At 72.0% G+C, this 19,867-nt stretch carries 19 protein-coding genes and 1 pseudogene; 7 read left to right on the top strand and 13 right to left on the bottom strand.

What is annotated here, in order from left to right:
* Positions 1-62 precede the first annotated feature (62 nt).
* Positions 63-944 (bottom strand): shikimate dehydrogenase, encoded by an 882-nt coding sequence (locus tag KVT44_RS36820; protein ID WP_217571794.1) that lies wholly within the window; start codon positions 942-944, stop codon positions 63-65.
* Between the two features lie 156 nt (positions 945-1,100).
* On the opposite strand from KVT44_RS36820, the gene KVT44_RS36815 reads away from it, so the two are divergent.
* Both KVT44_RS36815 and KVT44_RS36810 read left to right on the top strand, forming a co-directional pair.
* Positions 1,101-1,766: a TetR/AcrR family transcriptional regulator gene (locus tag KVT44_RS36815; RefSeq protein ID WP_099919624.1), complete on the top strand. Its 666-nt coding sequence runs from the start codon at positions 1,101-1,103 to the stop codon at positions 1,764-1,766.
* Between the two features lie 296 nt (positions 1,767-2,062).
* Positions 2,063-3,415, top strand: coding sequence for an MFS transporter (locus KVT44_RS36810; protein WP_190168213.1), 1,353 nt, complete (start codon positions 2,063-2,065; stop codon positions 3,413-3,415).
* Between the two features lie 81 nt (positions 3,416-3,496).
* Here KVT44_RS36810 and KVT44_RS36805 read toward each other — a convergent pair whose 3' ends face one another.
* A complete protein-coding gene (locus tag KVT44_RS36805) occupies positions 3,497-4,162 on the bottom strand; it encodes a TetR/AcrR family transcriptional regulator (RefSeq protein WP_099919626.1) in 666 nt (221 codons plus the stop codon).
* Between the two features lie 133 nt (positions 4,163-4,295).
* Here KVT44_RS36805 and KVT44_RS36800 point away from each other — a divergent pair, with 133 nt between their 5' ends.
* Entirely contained in the window at positions 4,296-5,222 is a 927-nt protein-coding gene (locus KVT44_RS36800) for an NAD(P)-dependent oxidoreductase (protein WP_217571793.1), read from the top strand.
* On the opposite strand, the gene KVT44_RS36795 is transcribed toward KVT44_RS36800, so the two are convergent.
* Positions 5,175-5,615: a PPOX class F420-dependent oxidoreductase gene (locus KVT44_RS36795; RefSeq protein ID WP_217571791.1), complete on the bottom strand. Its 441-nt coding sequence runs from the start codon at positions 5,613-5,615 to the stop codon at positions 5,175-5,177. The genes KVT44_RS36800 and KVT44_RS36795 overlap by 48 nt on opposite strands.
* A gap of 99 nt (positions 5,616-5,714) precedes the next feature.
* Between KVT44_RS36795 and KVT44_RS36790 the strand changes: the two genes are divergently transcribed.
* The 3 genes from KVT44_RS36790 to KVT44_RS36780 are packed head-to-tail and all read left to right on the top strand — an operon-like array spanning position 5,715 to position 8,986.
* Complete coding sequence (locus tag KVT44_RS36790; RefSeq protein WP_217571788.1) at positions 5,715-6,293, top strand: TetR/AcrR family transcriptional regulator; 579 nt, start codon at positions 5,715-5,717, stop codon at positions 6,291-6,293.
* Positions 6,290-7,702, top strand: coding sequence for an MFS transporter (locus tag KVT44_RS36785; protein WP_217571786.1), 1,413 nt, complete (start codon positions 6,290-6,292; stop codon positions 7,700-7,702). The genes KVT44_RS36790 and KVT44_RS36785 overlap by 4 nt, the downstream gene beginning before the upstream one ends.
* Positions 7,703-7,759: 57 nt before the next feature.
* A complete protein-coding gene (locus KVT44_RS36780) occupies positions 7,760-8,986 on the top strand; it encodes a serine hydrolase (RefSeq protein WP_217571784.1) in 1,227 nt (408 codons plus the stop codon).
* A gap of 6 nt (positions 8,987-8,992) precedes the next feature.
* Here KVT44_RS36780 and KVT44_RS36775 read toward each other — a convergent pair whose 3' ends face one another.
* The 5 genes from KVT44_RS36775 to ribA form a co-directional block, all read right to left on the bottom strand.
* On the bottom strand, positions 8,993-10,144 hold the full coding sequence (locus KVT44_RS36775; protein WP_217571782.1) for a saccharopine dehydrogenase family protein: 1,152 nt from the start codon (positions 10,142-10,144) through the stop codon (positions 8,993-8,995).
* On the bottom strand, positions 10,137-11,228 hold the full coding sequence (locus tag KVT44_RS36770) for a saccharopine dehydrogenase (RefSeq protein ID WP_190168207.1): 1,092 nt from the start codon (positions 11,226-11,228) through the stop codon (positions 10,137-10,139). Before KVT44_RS36770 ends, KVT44_RS36775 begins: the two co-directional genes overlap by 8 nt.
* On the bottom strand, positions 11,225-12,370 hold the full coding sequence (locus tag KVT44_RS36765; RefSeq protein ID WP_099919633.1) for an FAD-binding oxidoreductase: 1,146 nt from the start codon (positions 12,368-12,370) through the stop codon (positions 11,225-11,227). The genes KVT44_RS36770 and KVT44_RS36765 overlap by 4 nt, the downstream gene beginning before the upstream one ends.
* Positions 12,367-13,344 (bottom strand): ornithine cyclodeaminase family protein, encoded by a 978-nt coding sequence (locus KVT44_RS36760; protein ID WP_217571780.1) that lies wholly within the window; start codon positions 13,342-13,344, stop codon positions 12,367-12,369. Before KVT44_RS36760 ends, KVT44_RS36765 begins: the two co-directional genes overlap by 4 nt.
* Positions 13,345-13,419: 75 nt before the next feature.
* Positions 13,420-14,109 (bottom strand): GTP cyclohydrolase II, encoded by a 690-nt coding sequence (gene ribA / locus KVT44_RS36755; protein WP_217571778.1) that lies wholly within the window; start codon positions 14,107-14,109, stop codon positions 13,420-13,422.
* Positions 14,110-14,158: 49 nt separating this feature from the next.
* Between ribA and KVT44_RS36750 the strand changes: the two genes are divergently transcribed.
* A complete protein-coding gene (locus tag KVT44_RS36750) occupies positions 14,159-14,962 on the top strand; it encodes a creatininase family protein (protein ID WP_217571776.1) in 804 nt (267 codons plus the stop codon).
* A 167-nt stretch (positions 14,963-15,129) separates the two neighbouring features.
* Here the strand turns inward: KVT44_RS36750 and KVT44_RS60685 are convergent.
* The 5 genes and pseudogenes from KVT44_RS60685 to KVT44_RS36725 form a co-directional block, all read right to left on the bottom strand.
* Positions 15,130-15,891, bottom strand: a pseudogene (locus KVT44_RS60685) (lysylphosphatidylglycerol synthase domain-containing protein); the annotation flags it as partial.
* 182 nt (positions 15,892-16,073) lie between these two features.
* Positions 16,074-17,018 (bottom strand): class I SAM-dependent methyltransferase, encoded by a 945-nt coding sequence (locus KVT44_RS36740; protein WP_217571774.1) that lies wholly within the window; start codon positions 17,016-17,018, stop codon positions 16,074-16,076.
* Positions 17,015-18,280, bottom strand: coding sequence for a glycosyltransferase family 4 protein (locus tag KVT44_RS36735; protein ID WP_229888710.1), 1,266 nt, complete (start codon positions 18,278-18,280; stop codon positions 17,015-17,017). The genes KVT44_RS36740 and KVT44_RS36735 overlap by 4 nt, the downstream gene beginning before the upstream one ends.
* On the bottom strand, positions 18,277-18,675 hold the full coding sequence (locus tag KVT44_RS36730) for a 6-carboxytetrahydropterin synthase (RefSeq protein WP_060900963.1): 399 nt from the start codon (positions 18,673-18,675) through the stop codon (positions 18,277-18,279). The genes KVT44_RS36735 and KVT44_RS36730 overlap by 4 nt, the downstream gene beginning before the upstream one ends.
* A gap of 137 nt (positions 18,676-18,812) precedes the next feature.
* The gene (locus tag KVT44_RS36725) at positions 18,813-19,793 is read right to left on the bottom strand and encodes a zinc-binding alcohol dehydrogenase (protein WP_099919640.1); all 981 of its coding nucleotides are present in this window, start codon (positions 19,791-19,793) and stop codon (positions 18,813-18,815) included.
* Between the last annotated feature and the right edge of the window lie 74 nt (positions 19,794-19,867).

Below are 19,867 nucleotides of genomic sequence, written 5' to 3'. Positions count from 1 at the left end.
ACCAGCCCCCACCACCCCGCACCCCGCCGCACAACCCGAGCCACCCCACCCATAAGGCGCCCTCAGCCACCGACACCCGCACCTGGCACACCCGCGAGCTCAGAAATGTCCGCCAGCATCCGAACGGCATCCGGCTCCCGCCCCGTGAACAGCCGAAACGCGTCCACCGCCTGGAACACGGCCATGCCCCCGCCGTCCAGCGTCGCGCACCCCACCGCCCGGGCCGTGCGCAGCAACTCGGTCTCCAGTGGCCGGTACACCACCTCGGCGACCCACAGACCGGGATGCAGCAGCTCGGCCGGGAACGGCAGCCCGGGATGGGCCGCCATCCCGGTGGGGGTCGCGTGCACCACCCCGTCGGCACGACCGAGCAGTCCCCCGAGCGCGTCCGGCGTCGCGGGCGCCGCCCGCCCCGCACCGAAGTGCCGGTTCAGCCCGGTGGCAAGATCCGCAGCCCGGTCCGGCATCGCGTCCACGACGGTGACGTGCCCCGCGCCCAGTGTCAGCACGGCGTGGGCGACCGCCGCCCCCGCCCCGCCCGCGCCCAGCTGCACGACCCGCTCCAGCGGGACATCGGGCAGCCCGCGCGCGAAGGACGCCGCGAACCCGGTGACATCGGTGTTGTGCCCGATCGCACGACCGCCCTCGAAGACGACGGTGTTGACCGCGCCGAGGGCCGCCGCCTGCGGAGCGAGCTCGTCGAGGTGGTCGATGACCAGCTGCTTGCAGGGGTGCGTGATGTTCAGCCCGTCGAAACCGAGGTCCCGCGCGGCCCGTACGAGATCGCCCACCGCCTCCGGCCCGACGCCGAGCACGTCGATGTCGATCAGCCGGTACAGATAGCGCAGTCCCTGCCGGTCGGCCTCCCGCTCGTGCAGCGCGGGGCTGAGCGAGGGGCCGATGCCGGAACCGATGAGGCCGACGAGATACGTGTCCATGGTCACGGCGGACCTCCTGAGCGCTCACTAATGTACGAACTAGTACGTTAGCTATATCAGCATCCCGGGCTCGCGGGAAGGCCCGCCCCGGAACTCGGGACCACGGCGGCAGACCCTGCTTCTACAATCGCGGGCACTGACCCCCTCGCCCGAAGGAAGCCGATGACCAGCGTCGAAGAACCTGCACGGCCCGTCGGGCGCATCCGCGACGCCGCCCGGACCAAGGCCGAGATTCTCGACGTGGCGACCCAGGAGTTCTCGCGCGCCGGCTTCGCCGGTGCCCGCGTCGACGAGATCGCCGCCCGCACCCGCACCACCAAGCGGATGATCTATTACTACTTCGGCGGCAAGGAGCAGCTGTTCACGGCCGTTCTGGAGCGCGCGTACTCCGTGATCCGGATGGCCGAACAGGAGCTGGACGTCGAGCACTTGGACCCGGTCGCGGCCATCCGCAGGCTCGCCGAGCTGACCTTCGACCACCATGAGGCGCATCCGGACTTCATCCGGCTGGTCAGCATCGAGAACATCCACGAGGCGGAGCACATAGCCGCGTCCGAGGAACTCGGGAAGATCGGTTCGCCCGCGCTGGAGGTGATCCGCCGCATCCTGGAGACCGGCCGGAAGTCGGGGCTGTTCACAGCGGACGTCGACGCCGTGGACCTGCACGCGATGATCAGCTCGTTCTGCTTCTTCCGGGTCTCCAACCGGCATACCTTCGGCGCCCTCTTCGGCCGTGACCTGGTCGCCCCCGACCAGCGGGACCACTACCGGACCATGCTCGGCGACATGGTCATCGCCTATCTGACGGCGGACCGCACGGAGGACTGAGAACGGGCTGGACCGTCACCCCCTCCCGTACCCCGCTCCGGGGCCGGGGCGGGGCACGGCCGGGAGAGATCCTTCAGTACGACCTCTTGACACCCGGGAAACGTGGGCGCAACATCCGTAGCCATCCGCTACTAACTATCCAGTGGGTTAATTAGCCGGACGCGCAACGTTGAGCAGACCTCCCACCGTCAAGCAGACTCGTCGCATCCGGCACGGCCGACCCGTACACCCCCAGGGTCCCGGCACCTCACCCCTCCGCCACTCCCGTCCCCGGAGTTCCCTCGAAGGAGCACGCCGTGTCCGTCCCCGCCGTCCCGCTCGACGCGCCACCCGGCCAGCCCCGGAAGGCCGCCATGGCCGCCTGGATCGGCAGCGCCCTGGAGTACTACGACTTCTTCATCTACGGCAGCGCCGCGGCCCTGATCTTCCCGAAGGTCTTCTTCGACGAGTCGGACCCGGCCACCGCGACCCTCCTCTCGCTGGCCACGTTCGGCGTCGCGTACGCGGCCCGCCCGGTCGGCGCGCTCTTCCTCGGCCACTTCGGCGACCGGGTCGGCCGCAAGAAGATCATGGTCTTCACGCTGATCCTGATGGGCCTGTCGACGTTCCTCATCGGCTGTCTGCCCACCCGCGCCCAGGTCGGCGGCCTCGCCCCGGTCCTGCTGGTGCTCTGCCGCGTCCTCCAGGGCATCTCCGCGGCCGGTGAGCAGGCGAGCGCCAATTCCATGACGCTGGAACACGCGCCGCCCCACCGCCGGGGCTTCTTCACCAGCTTCACCCTCAGCGGCACCCAGGGCGGCCAGCTCCTGGCGACCCTGGTGTTCCTGCCGGTCGCCGCGCTGCCCGAGGACCAACTGCTCTCCTGGGGCTGGCGCGTGCCGTTCTGGGCGAGCGTCGCGGTCGCCGTGGTCGGCTATGTCATCCGCCGCACCCTCCAGGAGACGCCGGCCTTCACCCAGCAGGCCGCGAGCGAGGGCGTTCCCAAACTGCCGCTCCTCGTGCTCCTCCGCGAGCACTGGGCGGACGTCCTGCGGGTCGTCGCGGGCGCTCTGATCGCCTCGGTCAGCACGATCTTCACGGTCTGGGCGCTGGCGTACGGCACGAGCGACTCGGTCGGGCTGTCGCGCACGCAGATGCTGTGGGTGGGCGCGCTCGCCAACATCGTCGCCCTCGGCGCGATCCCCGCCTGGGCCACGCTCTCCGACCGCATCGGCCGCCGTCCGGTCTTCCTGATCGGCGCCGCGGGCAGCGCCGTACTGATGTTCGCCTACCTGTGGGCCATCTCGACCGGCTCGTACCCCCTCGTCCTCCTCTTCGGCGTCCTCGCCTTCGGCGTCGTGTACAGCGCGGCCAACGGTGTCTGGCCGTCCTTCTACGGCGAGATGTTCTCCACCCGCGTCCGGCTCTCCGGTATGGCGATCGGCACGCAGATCGGCTTCGCCGTCGCCGGGTTCGCGGTCACCTTCGCCGCGCAGATCGCGGGCCCGGGCGGCGACGACTGGTCGTCCGTGGCGCTGTTCACCGCGGCGCTGTGCGTCCCGCCGGTGCTCGCCGCGCTCACCGCCCGCGAGACGCACACGGTGCCGACGGAGGAGCTGGGCGAGCGGGCGCCCCAGGACGCCGCGAAGCGCGAGGCCGTGACCGCCTGACCGCCCGACGGGGGGGCACGGTTGACAGCTGACGTTTTCGGCATGAACATCGCCCGGGGCAAGCGGAAAGAAACAGCGCGGTTACACAGAGCCACTCCGCGCACCCCGGCCGGGTTCAGGGGCGGCCGGTGTGCGCGGAGATCCTGTCGACCCTCGGCTCACCGTTCGGGCCCCGTCCAGGAAGGGACCGAGCTCGTGGGCCACGGCAGTCAGGGCCCGTACGTCCCGTTCGGTCCTGGCGATGAGGAGTGCCCCCTCCAGGGCGCTGATCATGACCGTGGCCAGCGGTTCGGCCCGTTCGGCCGGTACGCCCATGTCCGTCAGGGCCTCGGCCACCGGACGGTTCCAGCGGGCGAACGCGGCGGCGGCAGCGGTCCTGGTGGACTCGGTGGACTCCGCGCAGTCCACGGTCGCCGCCGCGACGGGGCAGCCGGAGGCGAATCCGGCCTCCTGGAACTCGTCGGTCCACTGCCGCACCATCGCCGCGAACAGTCCGCTCGGCGTCGGTTCGTTCAGCGCCGCGAGGAAGCGGGCGACGCGTTTGCCCGCGTAGCCGCCCGCCCAGTCCACGGCCTCGTTGACCAACTGCTCCTTGCCGCCCGGGAAGTAGTGCTGGAGCGATCCGCGCGGCGCCCGCGCATGCGCGGCGACCTCGCGCATCCCCGTCGCGGTGACCCCGTCGCGCCGGATGAGCTGTGCCGCGCTGAACACCATCCGCTCGCGCGGCCCCCGCTCGGAAACCGCCATCATCGACCTCCCACCAGGACTGACGTAGGCACACTACCCACTATGACCGCTGTCATAGAGCTGGCTATCATGACAGCGGTCATAAGCGGAGACGGCGGCTCGACGGGGGTGCCGGCAGAGACGGTGGTGCGTCGTGTACGTGGGATTCATCGGCCTCGGTGTCATGGGACAGCCCATGGCGCTCAACCTCGTGAGGGCGGGCACCCCGCTGGTCGTCTGGAACCGCACGGCCGCGAGGACCGAGCCGTTGCGTGCCGCGGGGGCCGAGGTGGCCGCGGACCCGGCCGAGGTCTTCGCACGCTGCCGTGTCGTCCTCCTGATGCCGGCAAACGGTTCCGTGACGGACGCCGTCCTGGGTCGCGGCACCGCGGACTTCGCCGCGCGCGTCGAGGGGCGCACCGTCGTCCCCATGGGCACGACGTCCCCCGAGTACTCGCGCGGTCTGGAGGCCGAGGTGCGCGCGGCGGGCGGCCGGTACGTCGAGGTCCCGGTCTCCGGGTCGCGGGTCCCGGCGGAGGCCGGGCGGCTGGTGGCGATGCTCGCCGGGGATCCCGCGGCCGTCGAGGAGGTACGGCCGCTGCTCGGCCCGATGTGTCACGAGAGCTTCGACTGCGGGCCGGTGCCCAACGCCCTGTTGATGAAGTTGTCCGTGAACCTGTTCCTGATCACCTTGGTGACCGGCCTCAGCGAGGCGTTCCACTTCGCCGAACGGCAAGGCCTGGACCGCAAGCTCTTCCTGGACGTGCTGGACGCCGGTCCGATGGCCAGCGGCGTCTCCCGGATGAAGGCCCCGAAGCTGCGGGAGCGCGACTTCGCCGTGCAGGCCGCGGCCCGTGACGTCCTGATGAACAACGAGCTGATCGCCGGGGCCGCCCGTCGAGCGGGGCTGGCCTCACCCCTGCTCGACGTCTGCCACGCCCTCTTCGACGAGACCGTGGCACAGGGCCACGGCGGGTCCGACATGGTGGCCGTGCTCCGCGCGATCGAGGCCCGCAGCGACGAGGGAGCGGGCTCAGCGTCCGCGGGGGATCCCGTACGCGCGCTCCACGTGGAGCCGTAGGACGAGCCGGCCGTCGCTGACCATGGCGGCCCGGTAGTCGTCCCAGTCGGGGTGCTCGCCCCGGACGGCCCGGTAGAGCCGCACCAGTTCCTCGACGGTCTCGTCGTGGGGGTCCCGGGCGACGGGAGTGAGTTCGGCGGTGCCCTCGGCGACCGTGTACGCCCAACGGTCCTCGGCCGTCACATGGTAGGAGGCCCGCGCGTCCCGGCGCAGATTGCGGGTCTTGGCGCGATCGTCCGTGATCGAGACCCGGACGATCCGCTCGGCGGGATCGTAGGCGTGGTTCACGTTGGACAGCTGGGGCCGGCCGTCCTTCTTGAGGGTGACCAGCACTCCGCCGTCGTACTCGGAGAGCAGCTTGAGCAGCGTGTCCTGCGTCGCGTCCTGAGTCATGTATCGCTCAACCCCGGGGAACGCATGGCCATTCCCGTCACGTAGACACTGTCTATCAGAGTAGTAGACAGCGTCTACGAGGACTGGTAGACAGTGCCTATGAGTGCAGCGGACACGGGGCTGCGGGCCCGGTTGATCGAGGTGGGCGTGGACCTGGTGACCACGGAGGGCGCGCAGGCTCTGACCCTGCGGGAGATCGCCCGTCGCGCGGGCGTCTCCCACGGTGCCCCGCGCCGCTACTTCCCGACCCATCTGGAACTGCTCTCCGCCATCGCGCGCCGGGGCTTCGCCGACCTGGGTGCCCGGGCGACGGAGGCGCTGGGCGACGGAGGGGCGAGTCCCCGCGCCCAGCTCACGACGCTGGGGAGGGTCTATCTCGATTTCGCCTTCACTCAGCCCGGAATGTACGAGCTGATGTTCCGCCATGATCTCTTGGAGAGTGGGAAATTGGGGCTCCGGGAGACCAGTCTGCCGCTGTTCGGCGTCCTGGTGGACCTGGTCGGCCGGGCACGCCCCGAGGCCGACGCCGCGCTCGTCGCGGGCGCCCTCTGGGCGAACCTGCACGGGATCGCCCAACTGTGGGGCTGGGGCAGCCTCCAGCTCGCCACGGGAGCCACCGACTTCGTACCCCTGCTGGATGCCGCGCTGGACGCGCACCTCGGGCCGGAGGAGCGGTGAACCCCTCGGCGCGGCGCCGTCTCACGCTGGCCAACAGCGTCGTCGGGGCCGTCATCGTCGCGCTGGACGGAACCGTCCTCACCGTCGCTCAGCCCACGCTGCGGCGCGACCTGGACGCCTCGTTCGCGCAGGTGCAGTGGACCAGTACCGGCTATCTCATCGCGGTGGCCAGTCTGTTGGTGTTCGCGGGGCGACTCGGGGACCGGTACGGCCACCAACAGGTCTTCGCCGTGGGAATGGTGGGGTTCGGGGCGGCGTCGGCGGGGATCGGTCTGGCGCCCGACATCGGCTGGGTGATCGGACTGCGGGTCGCCCAGGGGGTCTTCGGCGCGCTGTCGCAGCCCGCCACGCTCGGGATGCTGCGCGCGGCCTACCCGCCCGACCGACTCGGCATGCCCATCGCGCTGCGCACCAGCGCCATCGGTCTCGCGGCGGCCGCGGGTCCCCTCGTCGGCGGGGCGCTGGTCACCCAGCTGGGCTGGCGGGCCGTCTTCTTCCTGAACGTCGTACCCGCGCTCGTCATGGCCGCCCTGGCCCTGACCGTCCGGGACGCACCCCGGGCCAGAGGCTCGGCGGCCGGACTCGACCTGCCCGGCGCGGCGCTGCTCGCGGTGGCCCTGGTCGCCCTGGTGCGCACGCTCGTCGTGCTGCCGGCGACCGGCTTGACCACGGCGACCATGCTCGGGCCGGTCGTGGCGACGGCCGCGGCAGCCGCGTTCGTACGGCACGAACGGCGCGCGGCGAGCCCGCTGGTGCCGCACGGACTGCTCGGCTCCCCCACGGTCGGCGCGGCGCTCGGCACCCTCGTGTGCGCCTCCGCGGCGCTGGTCGGCACGCTCTTCGTCAGCACCTACTACCTTCAGGACGTGCTCGGCCTCGACCCGCTCCAGAGCAGTCTGCGCGCGCTCCCGCTGGCCGTGATGATGGTGCTGGGCGCGCCGGTCTCCGCCGTACTGCTGCGCCGCTACGGCCCACGCCGCACGACCGGGACCGCGATGCTGCTGCTCCTCCTCGGCGTCCTGCTGCTGTCCGGGCTCGACCGCGCCTCGACGGACCTGGCGATCGGCGCCGGATTCCTGCTCCTGGGCGCGGGGTTCGTCGCGGTGATGGTGAGCGCGACGGCCGTCGTCGTGCGCTGCGCGTCCGCCGGGTCGGCCGGGGTGGCGGGCGGGCTTCAGCAGACCGCGATGAACATCGGACCGACGGTGGGGGTGGCCGTCGCGACCACGCTGGTCGGCCTGTCCGGCCTCGACATGGGCCCCGCGCTGACCGTCCTCGCGGCCCTCACGGCGGTCGGCGCGCTGTCGGCGCTGCGGCTCCCGGGCCGCGACGACGCGCCGATCGCCGAGCGGCGACCCGCCGGTCACCCACCCGGCGACGCCGCTCGCGAAGTCCGTACGAGACGATGAGGGCGAGCGAGACGATGAGGACGAGCGAGTCCGAGAGCCGCAGTCCGGAGGAGAACCATGGGACATCTGCGACGAGAGGTCGAGCCGAGCGAGGCCGGCCTCGATCCGAAGGCGCTGGCCCGCCTGGACCAGCACTTCTCCCACCTGGTCGACGACCTCCGGCTGCCCGGCTACCTCGTGTCCGTGTCCCGGCACGGCCGGGTCGCGCACCTCACCACATACGGCCACCGCGACCTCGAGGCCCGACTCCCCGTCGAGACCGACACCTTGTGGCGGATCTACTCGATGACGAAGCCGGTCACCTCGGTCGCCGCGCTGATGCTCCTGGAGGAGGGACGCCTCCGGCTCGACGACCCCGTCGCCCGTTTCCTCCCCGCCTTCGCCGACCCCCGGGTGTACGTCAGCGGGTCAGGCGCCGACATGACGACCCGCCCGGCCGAGCAACCCCTCCTGATCCGGCACCTGTTGACCCACACCTCGGGTCTGACCTTCGGCTTCTACCACTCCCACCCCGTCGACGCGCTCTACCGCGACGCCGGTCTGGAGTCGTCGGTGGCGCCGGGCGCGGACCTGGCCGGGACCTGCGACGTGTACGCGGGCCTGCCCCTGCAGTTCGAGCCGGGCACCGAGTGGAACTACTCCGTCTCCACCAATGTGCTCGGCCGCCTGATCGAAGTAGTGTCGGGGCAGGACCTCGACGCGTTCCTCGCCGAGCGGATCTTCGGGCCGCTGGGGATGACGGACGCCGGGTTCTGCGTCACCGACGAGCAGGCCGGGCGGCTCGCCGAGCTCTACGGCGAGGACACCGAGGGCCGCATCACCCCGATCGCCGGGCTCCCTCTGCACGGCCGCCCGCGCTTCCTCTCCGGGAGCGGCGGCATGGTGGCCTCCGCGTACGACTACCACCGCTTCATGGAGATGCTCCGCCGTCGCGGCGAACTCGACGGGGCCCGGCTGCTGAAGCCGGAGACCGTGGACACGATGGCCGCCAACCACCTCCCGGGCGGCGTCGACCGCCGCACCTTCGGCAGCGCGCTGCACCGCGAACCCGGCAACGCGGGGCTCGGCTTCGGACTCGGGGTCTCCGTCGTGGTGGACCCCGAGATCACCCGGTCGCCGTCCAGCGAGGGCGCGTTCGGCTGGAGCGGGGTCGCCAGTACGACCTTCTGGGTCGACCCACGCCACGACCTGACCGTGCAGTTCTACACCCAGGTCCGCCCGACCTCGTCCCACTCGATCTATCCCGAGCTCAAGCGGCTCGTGCACGAGGCGGTGCTCGGCTGAGCCCGGCTACCCCGCGCGCAGGGTGAAGGGCACTCCCTCCCGGGCGAGTTCGGCCAGCCACCGCTCGGAGCGCTCCGCCGTCTCCGCGGCGCGGCCGAGGCCCGGCGGGAGCGAACCGTCCAGGATGTGGCGGACCCCGAGGGCGAGCGTGCGGGAGACACAGCGGGCCATGGCGCTCTCCTCGGCGGTGCCCACGAGGTCGAGGAGGTAGCGCCCCGACCAGGTCGCGCCGGAGCCGCCGCGCACGTCGAGGGAGACGGCGAGGACGACCCGGTCACGGTCCGCGTCGGTGGTCGGATAGGTCCTGGCCAGCTCCTGGGCGAGGGCGGTGATCCGCCGGTCGTCGCCCGCCTTCAACTCCTCGAAGACCGCGTCCCAGGCCCGCAGCCAGCCGTCGAGGCGCAGGGTGCCGCGCACGAAGGTCTCCGGCTTCCAGGTGCCGGGAAGCCCGTACTGCTCGACGAAGGGCACGCTGTCGCGGTTGGGGTAGACCTCGAAGGCCTCGCCGTCGATCAGGTGCGGGCGGGTGGCCTCCCACGGGCGGTCGGCGGTGGTCTCGATGCCGTCCTCGACATATCGGGCGGGCGAGCGGAGAGCGTTGAGCACGCCCGCGGGTGCCCAGCTGAAGCGGTACTTGAAGTCGTTGGGCACGGCGGGGATGCCGCCGCAGTACGAGGTGAGGCGGTACGAGGCAGCCGACTCGGCGCCGATCTCGGCCTCGGCCCGGGCGATCAGACTGTGCGCGAAGAGGTGGTCGATGCCCGGGTCGAGCCCGCACTCGGTCAGCACCACCACTCCCGCCGCCACGGCCGCGGGCACCTGGTCGAGGACCGCGTCCGACACATAGCTGGAGCAGACGAAGTGGGCGCCGCGCTCGACGCAGACGGCGAGCAGCGGGGCGTGTTCGGGGGCGGGCAGCATGGAGACGACGACGTCTCCGGGGGCGAGCTCGGCGGCGAGCGCCTCCCGTGTGTACGCACGGGGCTCGGCCCGCCCCGTCAGGCCCAGCGCCTCCAGGCTGCGCGCGGCGCGCTCCTCGGTGCGGTGCCACAGGCGTACGCGGTCGGCGGCGTCGCAGGTCGCGGCGAGACCGCTGCCGGTGGACAGGCCGGCGCCGATCCAGTGGACGGTGCCGCTCGCGGCCGTCACCTCAGACATCACGCGACTCCCCTTCCTCTGCCTTCTCGGCCTTCTCGGCTTCCCCGGCATCCTCGGCTTCCAGGGCGCGGCACGCCTCGTGGAAGCGGTCCAGGCAGCGCCCCCACGGTCCGCCGACCCCGAACTCCAGGAGCTGGGGCAGCAGCGCCGCCGAGAAGTCGACGCTCGCCTCCAGCGGCAGCAGCGACGGCAGGTTGTCGATGGCGATCAGGTCGAGGGCGGGCCGCTCGCGGATGCGGCGGGCGGGGTGCGTCCAGTCCGTCGTGGTGTCGTAGATCGGCAGTACGTTCAGGGGGGAGCCGACGTCGCAGGTGACGTCGCACAGGGTGCGCAGCCGGCGGCCGGGCTCGTCGAGGTCCTCGTCCGTGAGGAAGGGCGGGATCGGCCGGGTGGTGAGCACGGTGTTGACCATCAACTCGTGTGCCAGCAGCGCCGGTCGGTCCAGCTCACGGGTCTCGGCGAGGTCCCAGCAGGTGGGCTCGACCCCTGCCACGCCAAGGGCCACCCGGGCACCCCGGCCGCTGCGGCCGAGCGCGCCGATGACGAGGGCTCGCAACTCACCCTTCTCGGAGGCGAGTTCGGCGTCCAGGTCCTCCTTCGACGTGGGCCGCAGCGGGGCCTTGAGGCTGCCGCGGTGGTGCAGCACCGCCAGGGCGGCGCCCAGGTATCCGGCCCAGTAGCCGAACGCGGCGAGCCTGCGCCCGTCGTCGTGCACCAGGTACTCGATGTCCAGCAGGGCCCCGCCCCCGGCGAGGAACCTGCGGAGCAGCGCCGCTGCCCCCGGCTGCCGTTTGTAGGCATGCCCGAAGAAGACATGGCGATGTGTCAGTTCCGATGGTCCGTCGGGGAGTTCCTTCAGTCCCACGACGACCGCTTCGGGCGGCGCCGACACCCAGGAACCTGCCTTCGCGACCCGGCACCCGGCCTCCTCGTACGCCTCGATGGGGAAGACCCGTTGCGGCGACTCCTCGACCGTGAGCGTCACGCCGCTCTCGACGAGCCGTCGGGCGTCCGAGGGCACGATCGGGGTACGCCGTTCGGTCGTACGGATCTCGTGGCGCAGCCACAAGTGGAGCTCGGTCATACGAGGTTGACCTCCGGGCGCGGGGCGTCGGCGGTGAAGCGCTCGACGCTCAGGGGGCTGATGTCGACGAAGGGTACGCGGCCCAGGTACAGATCACGGATCACCTCGCCGACCGCCGGTCCCTGGAGGAAGCCGTGGCCCGAGAACCCCGTCGCGTACAGGAAGCGTGCGCACGAACGCGCCTCGCCGATCAGGGCGTTGTGGTCCGGAGTGATCTCGTACAGGCCCGCCCAGCCGCCCGTCCGGCGCAGGTCGAGCAGGGCCGGGGCGCGGCGCTCCATCGCCTCGGACAGGCGGGGGATCCAGCGGTCGTGGGGAGTGGTGGCGAAACCGGGGATCTCGTCGGGGTCGGACATGCCGAGGAGGAGGCCGGGGCCCTCGGTGTGGAAGTAGAGGCTGGTGGTGAAGTCGATGGTCATGGGGAGGTCGGGCGGCAGGCCCGGGACGGCTTCGGTGACGGCGATCTGGCGGCGCAGCGGTTCCACCGGCAGGTCCACGCCCACCATCGCGCCGACCGCCCGCGACCAGGCGCCGGCCGCGCAGACGACCGTGTCGGTGGCGATCCGCCCCTTGCTGGTGACGACCGCGGTGATCTCGTCGCCGCGGGTCTCGATGCCGGTGACCTCGCGGTGCCGCAGCACGGTCGCGCCGTACCGGCGGGCCCCGGCCGCGTAGCCCTGCACGACGGACTCGGGTGTGCAGTGCCCGTCGTCCGGGGAGAAGGCCGCCGCCAGCAACCCGTCGGTGCTGATCAGCGGGGACAGCCGCTGGGCCTCGGCCGGGTCGATCAGACGGCTGGGCACCCCGAGCGCGTTCTGCCGCCGTACGCCGTCCTCGAAGGCGGCGACCTCCTCGGGCGTGGAGAGCAGGAACAGATAGCCGACCCGGCGCAGCCCGATGTCCTGGCCCGGTTCCTCACCGAAACGGGCGAACGCCTCCAGACTCCGGGCACCCAGCTGGATGTTCAGCTCGTCGGAGAACTGCGCCCGGACCCCACCCGCGGCCCGCGAGGTGGACCCGGAGGCGAGTTCGTCGCGCTCGACGAGCACCACGTCCGGTACACCGGCCCGGGCCAGGTGGTAGGCGATGCTCGTGCCCATCACCCCGCCGCCGATGACGACGACCCGCGCGCTGCCGGTCATCGGCGCGCCTCCCGGGCACGAGCGGCCGCGATCACGGCCCAGGCCGCGGCGGCGTCCTGGACGCCGAGCCCGACGCTGTTGTAGAAGACGACGTCGTCGGGGTGGGTGCGGGCCGGGTGGCTGCCGGTGATGACGCCACCGAGCGGGATCAGGTCGGCGCGGGTGAGCACTCCCTCCCGCAGCGCGTCCACGATCGGTCCTGCGTGCTCCGCCGCCGTCTCCGGGTCGTCGACCACGACCGCCGCCGCCCGCCGTACGACGTCCGTGTCGACCTCGCTGCGGGTGGGCTCGAAGGAGCCGACGCTGACGACCGCGCACCCGGGCGCCAGCCACGCGCCCCGTACGACGGGTGTGCTGCTGAGCGTGCAGGCGGCGACCATGGGCAGGCCCGCGACCGCTTCCTCCGCCGTGTCGACGGCCTTGGTCGCGACCCCGAGTTCGGTCGCGAGGCGCCGCGCCGCCCACGCCCGTCGGGCCGGGTTCGGGCTCCACACCCGTACGGACCTGAGGTCCCGCACCCGGGCGACGGCCCGCGCGTGGGCGAGGGCCTGGGTGCCGGAGCCGAGAAGGCCCAGCTCCGCGCTGTCGGCGTTGGCCAGCGCGTCGAGGGCGACGGCGCTCGCCGCGGCGGTGCGCAGGGTCGTGACCGCCGTACCGTCCATGACGGCGGCGAGTTGCCCGGTCACCGGATCGAGCGCGTTGATCACGGCGTGCACCGTCGGCAGCCCGGCCGCGGTGTTGGCCGGGTTGACACTGCCGAACTTGGCGACGGCCCCGGTGTCGGCGGACAGCCGGGCGAGGTAGGCGAAGACGACGCTGTCGTCGAATCGGCTGGGGTGCATGATCTTGCCGGGAAGCTCGGCGGTGCCGTCACCGAGCGCGGTGAACGCCGCGCGCTGCGAGGCGATCGCCGCATCGGTGTCCAACAGCTCCGTCACCCGGTCCCGGGAGAGGTACAGGACGTCGTCGGTCATTCCTTGTACCTTTCCCCGCGCGCACCTCTCTCACCACAGCCGACGCCTCCGGGTGACGCCCTCGGGCGCCCGCGCTCAGGAGGAGTGGGACACCACCACGTCCAGATGGGGCAGGAAGTGGTCGAGGCGCTCCCGCTTGGTGCGCAGATAGGTGATGTTCTGCGGGCACGGCGGTATGAGCAGCGGGACCTGCTCGGCGACCTTGATGCCGTTGCGCTGGAGCGACTCCCGCTTGCGCGGGTTGTTCGAGAGCAGGCGTACGGAGCGGACGCCGAGGTCGTGCAGGATGTCCGCCGCGACCCGGTAGTCACGGGCGTCGACCGGGAGCCCGAGGGCGACATTCGCCTCGACGGTGTCGAGGCCCTCCGACTGGAGCTTCATCGCCTGCAGCTTCGCGAGCAGGCCGATGCCGCGGCCCTCGTGGCCGCGGAGGTAGACGAGGACGCCACGGCCCTCCGCGACGATGGCGCGCAGCGCGGCGGCGAGCTGGTCACCGCACTCGCAGTGGGCGGAGCCGAAGGCGTCCCCGGTGAGGCACTCCGAATGGAGCCGGGTGAGGACGCCCTCCTTCGTGGCGCCTTCCCCGCCCTTGCTGAGGTCGCCGACCTCGCCGTAAACCAGGGCCACTTGCTCCTCTCCGCGATCGTGATCCAGGAAGCCGACCGCCTGGAAGTCGCCGTACACGGTGGGCAAAGGGGCATTCACGACTCGTTCGACACCTGTGAGGCGTGCGGTCCCGGCGAGTACTCCAAAGTTATCTGTCATGATCTGGTTCCTAAGCAGAGTCGAAAGCAGCGTCGAAAGGCCGTGAAACATGAGTGGTTCGGGAACGCGCTCGGCGGTATCCGGTCTGTTGCCGGCGGACACCACGGAGGATGTACGCGAGCGGGGGGCCGGTGTCACCCGTGAGGTCGCCGTGCTTCCCGTCGGGAGTTTCGAACAGCACGGTGCCTACCTTCCGTTGGCGACGGACACCCTGGTCGCGTGCGCCGTCGCGGAACGGATCGCCGCCGCTCATCCGGTCCATCTCCTTCCTCCGGTGACGATCTCCTGCTCGCACGAGCACGCGGCCTGGCCGGGTACCGTCAGCATTTCCGCCGTCACGCTGCACGCGGTGGTGCGGGACATAGCCGCATCGCTGCGCCACTCCGGCGTCGACACCCTGGTGCTGGTCAACGGGCACGGCGGGAATTACGTGCTGGGCAATGTGGTTCAGGAATCCGTCGGCACCGGTACGCGTATGGCGCTTTTCCCGGCCATGGAGGACTGGGAGGCCGCGCTCGAACGGGCAGGTGTGGAGACCTCGTTGCTCACCGATATGCACGCCGGTGAAATCGAGACCTCCATTCTTCTGCACACGCATCCTGAATTGGTCCGGCCCGGTTACAAGACCTCTGATTTCGTCGCGGACGACCGGCGTCATCTGCTCACCCTCGGAATGGCCGGCTATACCGAGTCCGGCGTCATCGGCCGTCCCTCGAAGGCGTCCGCCGAGAAGGGGAAGGAGCTCCTGGCGGGGCTGACCGAGGCCTTCGGGGCGTACTTCTCCTTGGTGACGGCGAAGACGCTGCCCACTGCCTCCGACGCGGCCCCGGCCAAGGGGACTTCCGGAGTGTGAACTTCGGCGGTCTCTGACGGTCGGCATTGATCGTGCCCTCCTGCGTTCTCCTGCCGGGGGCGCCGCAGCGCCGCGAACCACCGGACGACCAGGACCGCGACGCCGGGCAGGGCGGCGGCGAAGCTGAGCACTCCGTAGATCACCGCGACGCTCAGGCCCATGCCGGCGCCCAGCCCGGCGGCGCCGAAGGCCCAGGCCATGACGCCTTCCCTGGGGCCCCAGCCGCCGATGTTCAGCGGCAGGCCCATGGCGAGCAGGGCCAGGAGGGCGAGCGGCAGCAGTACGGCGGCGGAGGCGTGGGATCCGGCGACACGGGCTGCGAGCAGGAACATCGCCAGATGTCCCGCCAGCACCACGACCGACGAGATGAGCACGCCCGGCCAGTTGCCGCGGGCGAGCAGCGCGCCGCGCGCCTCGGTGAGCGCGGCGCGGACGGCTCCGTAGCGCCGGGACGGGCCGGACTGGCCTCTGCCCCTGCGGACCGCGCCCGCCGTGACGACTCCGCACACCGAGACGATCGCCAGAATCAGGGCGAGTTGGCGGGCGTCCGCGAGGACCGGTGACGGGAAGGTGAGCAGGACCACCGCGCCGACGGCCACCAGGACCGCCTGGCCCGCGGTCCGTTCGAGGACCACGGCGCGTACGCCGCGGCCGACGTCCCCGGTGCTCTGGCCGTGTCGTACGGCGCGGTGCACATCGCCGAGGACACCGCCGGGCAGCGCCGCGTTGAGGAACAGCGCGCGGTAGTAGTCCGCGACGGCACCGCCCAGCGGCAGCCGGATCCGCAGTCCTCGTGCCACCAGGCACCACCGCCAGGCGCTGAACACGGTGGTCAGCAGGCCGAGCCCGAGCCCTGCCAGCAGGGTCGGGCCGTCGACCCGTCGCAGGCCGTCCAGGAAGACACCGGTACCGAGCCGCCAGAGCAGCACACCGAGGATGAGGACACCGGCGACGGAACCGATGTGCGTGCGCAGGGAGCCCCCCTTGCGGCGGGCGGGGGTCGGGTCGGCTTCCACGGCGGGGCCGGAGCGCAGGAGCTCCGGCACGTCGGGGTCCGACACCGCCTCCGCCGCGTCCACGTCGACCGGCTCCGCCGTCTCCACCCCGGTACTCACACCGCACCGCCGGTCGGCCGCGGCAGCGCCAGTACGTCGCTGTGGTGGACCCGTACGCGCAGTTCACCTGCGGCGCAGGCGGCGAGGCGGGACTGCAGATACGACTCTGCACGGGCGGCCAGCTCGGGCCGCTCCTCGACGGCCGCGCCGACCCAGCCGCGCAGCCACTCCGCCGTGAGGTCGGCCTCGTCGGCGCCGAGCCGCCAGGGGCTCGGATGCACGCGTACCGTCGCGCCGTGCCGGTCGAAGGCCTCGCAGGCCGCCGTGATCGCGTCGGGGCCGAGCAGTTCCCCGCGCCGCTGGTGGGCGTTGAACGCCTCGGCGAACTCGGCGTCCAGCGGATCGGCCGGTGTGAACTCGACGCGCCCCACGACGGAGAGCGTGAGCAGGGCCGGTACCCCGGCGCCCGCGCAGGCCGCCGCGAGCCGGTCGATCTCCTCACGGGTCAATACGTCGAGCAGGGCGGACGCCGTCACCAGTGACGCCCCGGTCAGCGCGTCCGCGGTCAGCCGGCCGATGTCACCGCGCTGGGTGGTGACCGTGACCCGGCTGCCGTCGGCGGCCGCGTGCGGTGCGCCCACGGTCGCGAAGTGAAGGAGATACGGGTCCCGGTCGTGCAGGATCCAGTGCTGGGCGCCGTCGAGCCGGGGGGCGAGCCAGCGGCCCATGGAGCCGGTGCCGCAGCCGAGGTCGTGGATCACCAGATCGCCGCCGCGGCCCGGCCGGTTCGCCAGCCGGATGCGCAGCGGGTCCAGCAGTTCGGGCGCCCGTGCGGCGGCGTCCGCCGGCTCCCGCAGCTGGAGCCACTGGGGGGCGTAGCGGGGCACGTCGTCGTCGGGCGCGCTCGCGCGCTGCCCCGGAACCCCGGACACACCACCCTGCACGCCCACCTCCGACACGCCTTGTTCCGGAACTCCCGACGGAGTCGCAGTCATACTCATGCCGCCCTCCGGGGCTGCTGCGGAAGACGTCCCAGCACACCGGCCAGGCTGCGGGCGGTGGTCGCCCAGCCGTCCAGTGCGGCCCGGCGACTGCGCGCGGCGGCCTTCAGCCGGCGGCGCACATCGGCCTCGCCGAACCAGCCGCGCAGTTCAGCGGCGAGCGCCGCCGGGTTCTCCGGGGGTACGAGGATGCCGGGGACCCCGCCGTCGGGCGCGCGCCCGACCGCCTCGGGGAGACCGCCCACGTCGGTCGCCAGCACCGGGATCCCGCGCGCGAGCGCCTCGGTGACGGCCATGCCGTACGTCTCGGCGTAGGAGGTGAGGACCATGAGGTCGGCCGCCGCGTAGCTCGCGTCGAGTTCCGCGCCCGCCTGCGGTCCCGCGAGGTGCAGCCGGTCGCCGAGCCCGTACTTCTCGATCAGGCCGCGCAGCTGGGCGACGTACGTCGGGTCCTGGGTGAGTCCGCCGACGCAGACGCAGCTCCAGGGCAGGTCGGTGACGGTGGCGAGGGCCTCGATCAGCCGGTGCTGGCCCTTGCGCGGGGTGACCGCGGCGACGCACAGCAGCCGGGAGACGCCGTCGGTGCCGGAGGCGAGGGGCGCGATGTCGGCGCCCGGGGCGGCGACATGGACTCGTTCCGGGGCGAGCCCGTGGTGGGCGACCAGCCGGCGGACGGCCCAGTCGCTGGTGGCGACGACGGCGGACACGGCCCGCAGCGTCGCCCGTTCCTTCGCGTCCAGCTCGGCGGCCACGGCGGGCGCGAGCCCGGTCTCGTCGCCGAGCGGCAGGTGCACCAGGACGGCGAGACGCAGCCGTTCGGCCTCGGGGACGATGATCTCGGGGACGCCGCAGGCGACGAGGCCGTCGAGGAGGACGACCGAGTCGTCCGGGAACTCACTGAGCGTGCGGGCCAGCTCCGTACGGGCGGAGGCCGACGGCCGGGGCCAGCTGCCCGCGACGGCGTGCTTGTGGACCTGCCAGCCGAAGCCGGGCAGGTCGAGGCAGAGCCGCCGGTCGTAGGCGTTGCCGCCGCTGGGCGCGGACGCGTCGTCGACACCGCCCGGCATCACGAAGTGCACGGAGCGCAGGGACATGGGGATGATCTCGGCGTTCTTGAGAGCCGTGTGCTGCACGGGCACGTAGTTCAGGGAAGCCTGGTCGCCGTTCGCGGCCGCCTGGCCGGTCTTCGCAGACGCCTGGCCGGTCTTCGGGGACACCTGACCGGTCTTGGGGGACGCCTGGTCCATGGTCGTGTCGGTCACAGCGCACGCTCGTAACTCGCCCAGGCGATGTGCGACTCGTGCAGGGTGACCGTGATGCCCGCGAGGCCTTGGGCGCCCTCGCCGAGGGCCCCGGCGTGCACGCGCTCGGCGAGGCGGTCGGCGATGACCTTGGCCAGGAACTCCGTCGAGGTGTTGGTGTTCTTGAAGTCCGGTTCGTTGTCGAGGTTGCGGTAGTTCAGCGCGCTCACGACGGCGCCGAGTTCCTGCGTGGCCAGACCGATGTCGACGACGATGTTGTCGTCGTCCAGCTCGGCCCGGCGAAACGTGGCGTCCACCAGGAACGTCGCCCCGTGCAGGCGCTGCGCGGGCCCGAAGACCTCGCCACGGAAGCTGTGGGCGATCATCAGGTGATCGCGGACGGTGATGCTGAACAACGGACGACCCTCCAGGTGCGGCACGTCTGATCCCCTGCCGGGACCATGCCGTGTAGTACGGCTGCCCCGTTCTCCTTGTTCAGCTGCCTGTTCCCCTTTCTTTGCAGTTTTTGGAGGTCAGGCAGGTTGTTCAGTGCTCAAACGCCTTCGTAGACGACGCGATGGCACAGGCCGGGTATCGATCCGGAGGCCAACTTCGGCATCACGTCGGGCAGTTCGTCGAAGCCGCACTCGCCGGTGACGAGCGCGTCGAAGGCGGGCTCGGCGAGCAGTTCCAGGGCGAGTGCCAGCCGATCGGCGTACGTCCGACTGGCGCGCCGCGCCGGGGAAACGGAACCCACCTGGCTGCTGCGCACGACCAGGCGCCGCGAGTGGAAGGCCTCGCCCAGCGGCAGGCTGACCCGCCGGTCGCCGTACCAGCTCATCTCCAGGACGGTGCCCTCCTGGGCGAGCAGCTCCAGCGACCGGGTGAGCCCGGCCTCGGTGGCGCTGGCGTGCACGACGAGGTCGCACTCGCCGGCGGCGTCCGCGGGGAGCGCGAAGTCCACGCCCAGGGCGCGGGCGATGTCGGCGCGCGCGGGGTCGGCGTCGACCAGCTGGACGCGTACGCCCGGGAAGCGGGCGAGGAGCGCGGCGATGGAGCAGCCGACCATGCCGCCGCCCACCACGGCGATCCGGTCGCCAACCAGCGGGGCCGCGTCCCACAGCGCGTTCACCGCGGTCTCCACGGTCCCGGCGAGCACGGCGCGCGGAGCGGGGACGGAGTCCGGTACGACGGTCACGGCGCTCAGCGGCACGACGTAGCGCGTCTGGTGCGGATACAGGCAGAAGACGGTCCGGCCGCGCAGACCCGCCGGGCCTTCTTCCACCTGGCCGACGCTCAAATAGCCGTACTTCACCGGCGCGGGGAAATCCCCTTCCTGGAACGGTGCACGCATCGAAGCATGCTGACTTTCCGGAACGCCGCCGCGGAAGACGAGGGTCTCGGTGCCCCGGCTCACTCCCGAGTAGAGCGTGCGCACCAGCACCTCCCCCTCGCCGGGGGCCGGCAGGGCGACCTCGCGTATCTCGGCGTGGCCGGGCGAGCTCAGCCAGAAGGCACGAGCTGTGAGTTCCATGAGCGTCCCCCTGAACGATTCAGCAGATCTTCACGTACGGAGCGGTGACAAGCCGCGCACTGTACGCGGCGTTG

Source organism: Streptomyces sp. GbtcB7 (assembly GCF_019091445.1).
In the GTDB taxonomy this organism is placed as follows: Bacteria; Actinomycetota; Actinomycetes; order Streptomycetales; family Streptomycetaceae; genus Streptomyces; species Streptomyces mirabilis.
This window is presented reverse-complemented; position numbering and strand designations above follow the sequence as displayed.

Coding starts and splice junctions, on each gene's coding strand:
- KVT44_RS36790 (WP_217571788.1), top strand. CDS start 5,715: ATGAGTGCAGCGGACACGGGGCTGCGGGCCCGGTTGATCGAGGTGGGC.
- KVT44_RS36795 (WP_217571791.1), bottom strand. CDS start 5,615: ATGACTCAGGACGCGACGCAGGACACGCTGCTCAAGCTGCTCTCCGAG.
- KVT44_RS36725 (WP_099919640.1), bottom strand. CDS start 19,793: ATGGAACTCACAGCTCGTGCCTTCTGGCTGAGCTCGCCCGGCCACGCC.
- KVT44_RS36805 (WP_099919626.1), bottom strand. CDS start 4,162: ATGGCGGTTTCCGAGCGGGGGCCGCGCGAGCGGATGGTGTTCAGCGCG.
- KVT44_RS36750 (WP_217571776.1), top strand. CDS start 14,159: ATGAGTGGTTCGGGAACGCGCTCGGCGGTATCCGGTCTGTTGCCGGCG.
- KVT44_RS36740 (WP_217571774.1), bottom strand. CDS start 17,018: ATGAGTATGACTGCGACTCCGTCGGGAGTTCCGGAACAAGGCGTGTCG.
- ribA (WP_217571778.1), bottom strand. CDS start 14,109: ATGACAGATAACTTTGGAGTACTCGCCGGGACCGCACGCCTCACAGGT.
- KVT44_RS36775 (WP_217571782.1), bottom strand. CDS start 10,144: ATGTCTGAGGTGACGGCCGCGAGCGGCACCGTCCACTGGATCGGCGCC.
- KVT44_RS36760 (WP_217571780.1), bottom strand. CDS start 13,344: ATGACCGACGACGTCCTGTACCTCTCCCGGGACCGGGTGACGGAGCTG.
- KVT44_RS36815 (WP_099919624.1), top strand. CDS start 1,101: ATGACCAGCGTCGAAGAACCTGCACGGCCCGTCGGGCGCATCCGCGAC.
- KVT44_RS36780 (WP_217571784.1), top strand. CDS start 7,760: ATGGGACATCTGCGACGAGAGGTCGAGCCGAGCGAGGCCGGCCTCGAT.
- KVT44_RS36765 (WP_099919633.1), bottom strand. CDS start 12,370: ATGACCGGCAGCGCGCGGGTCGTCGTCATCGGCGGCGGGGTGATGGGC.
- KVT44_RS36770 (WP_190168207.1), bottom strand. CDS start 11,228: ATGACCGAGCTCCACTTGTGGCTGCGCCACGAGATCCGTACGACCGAA.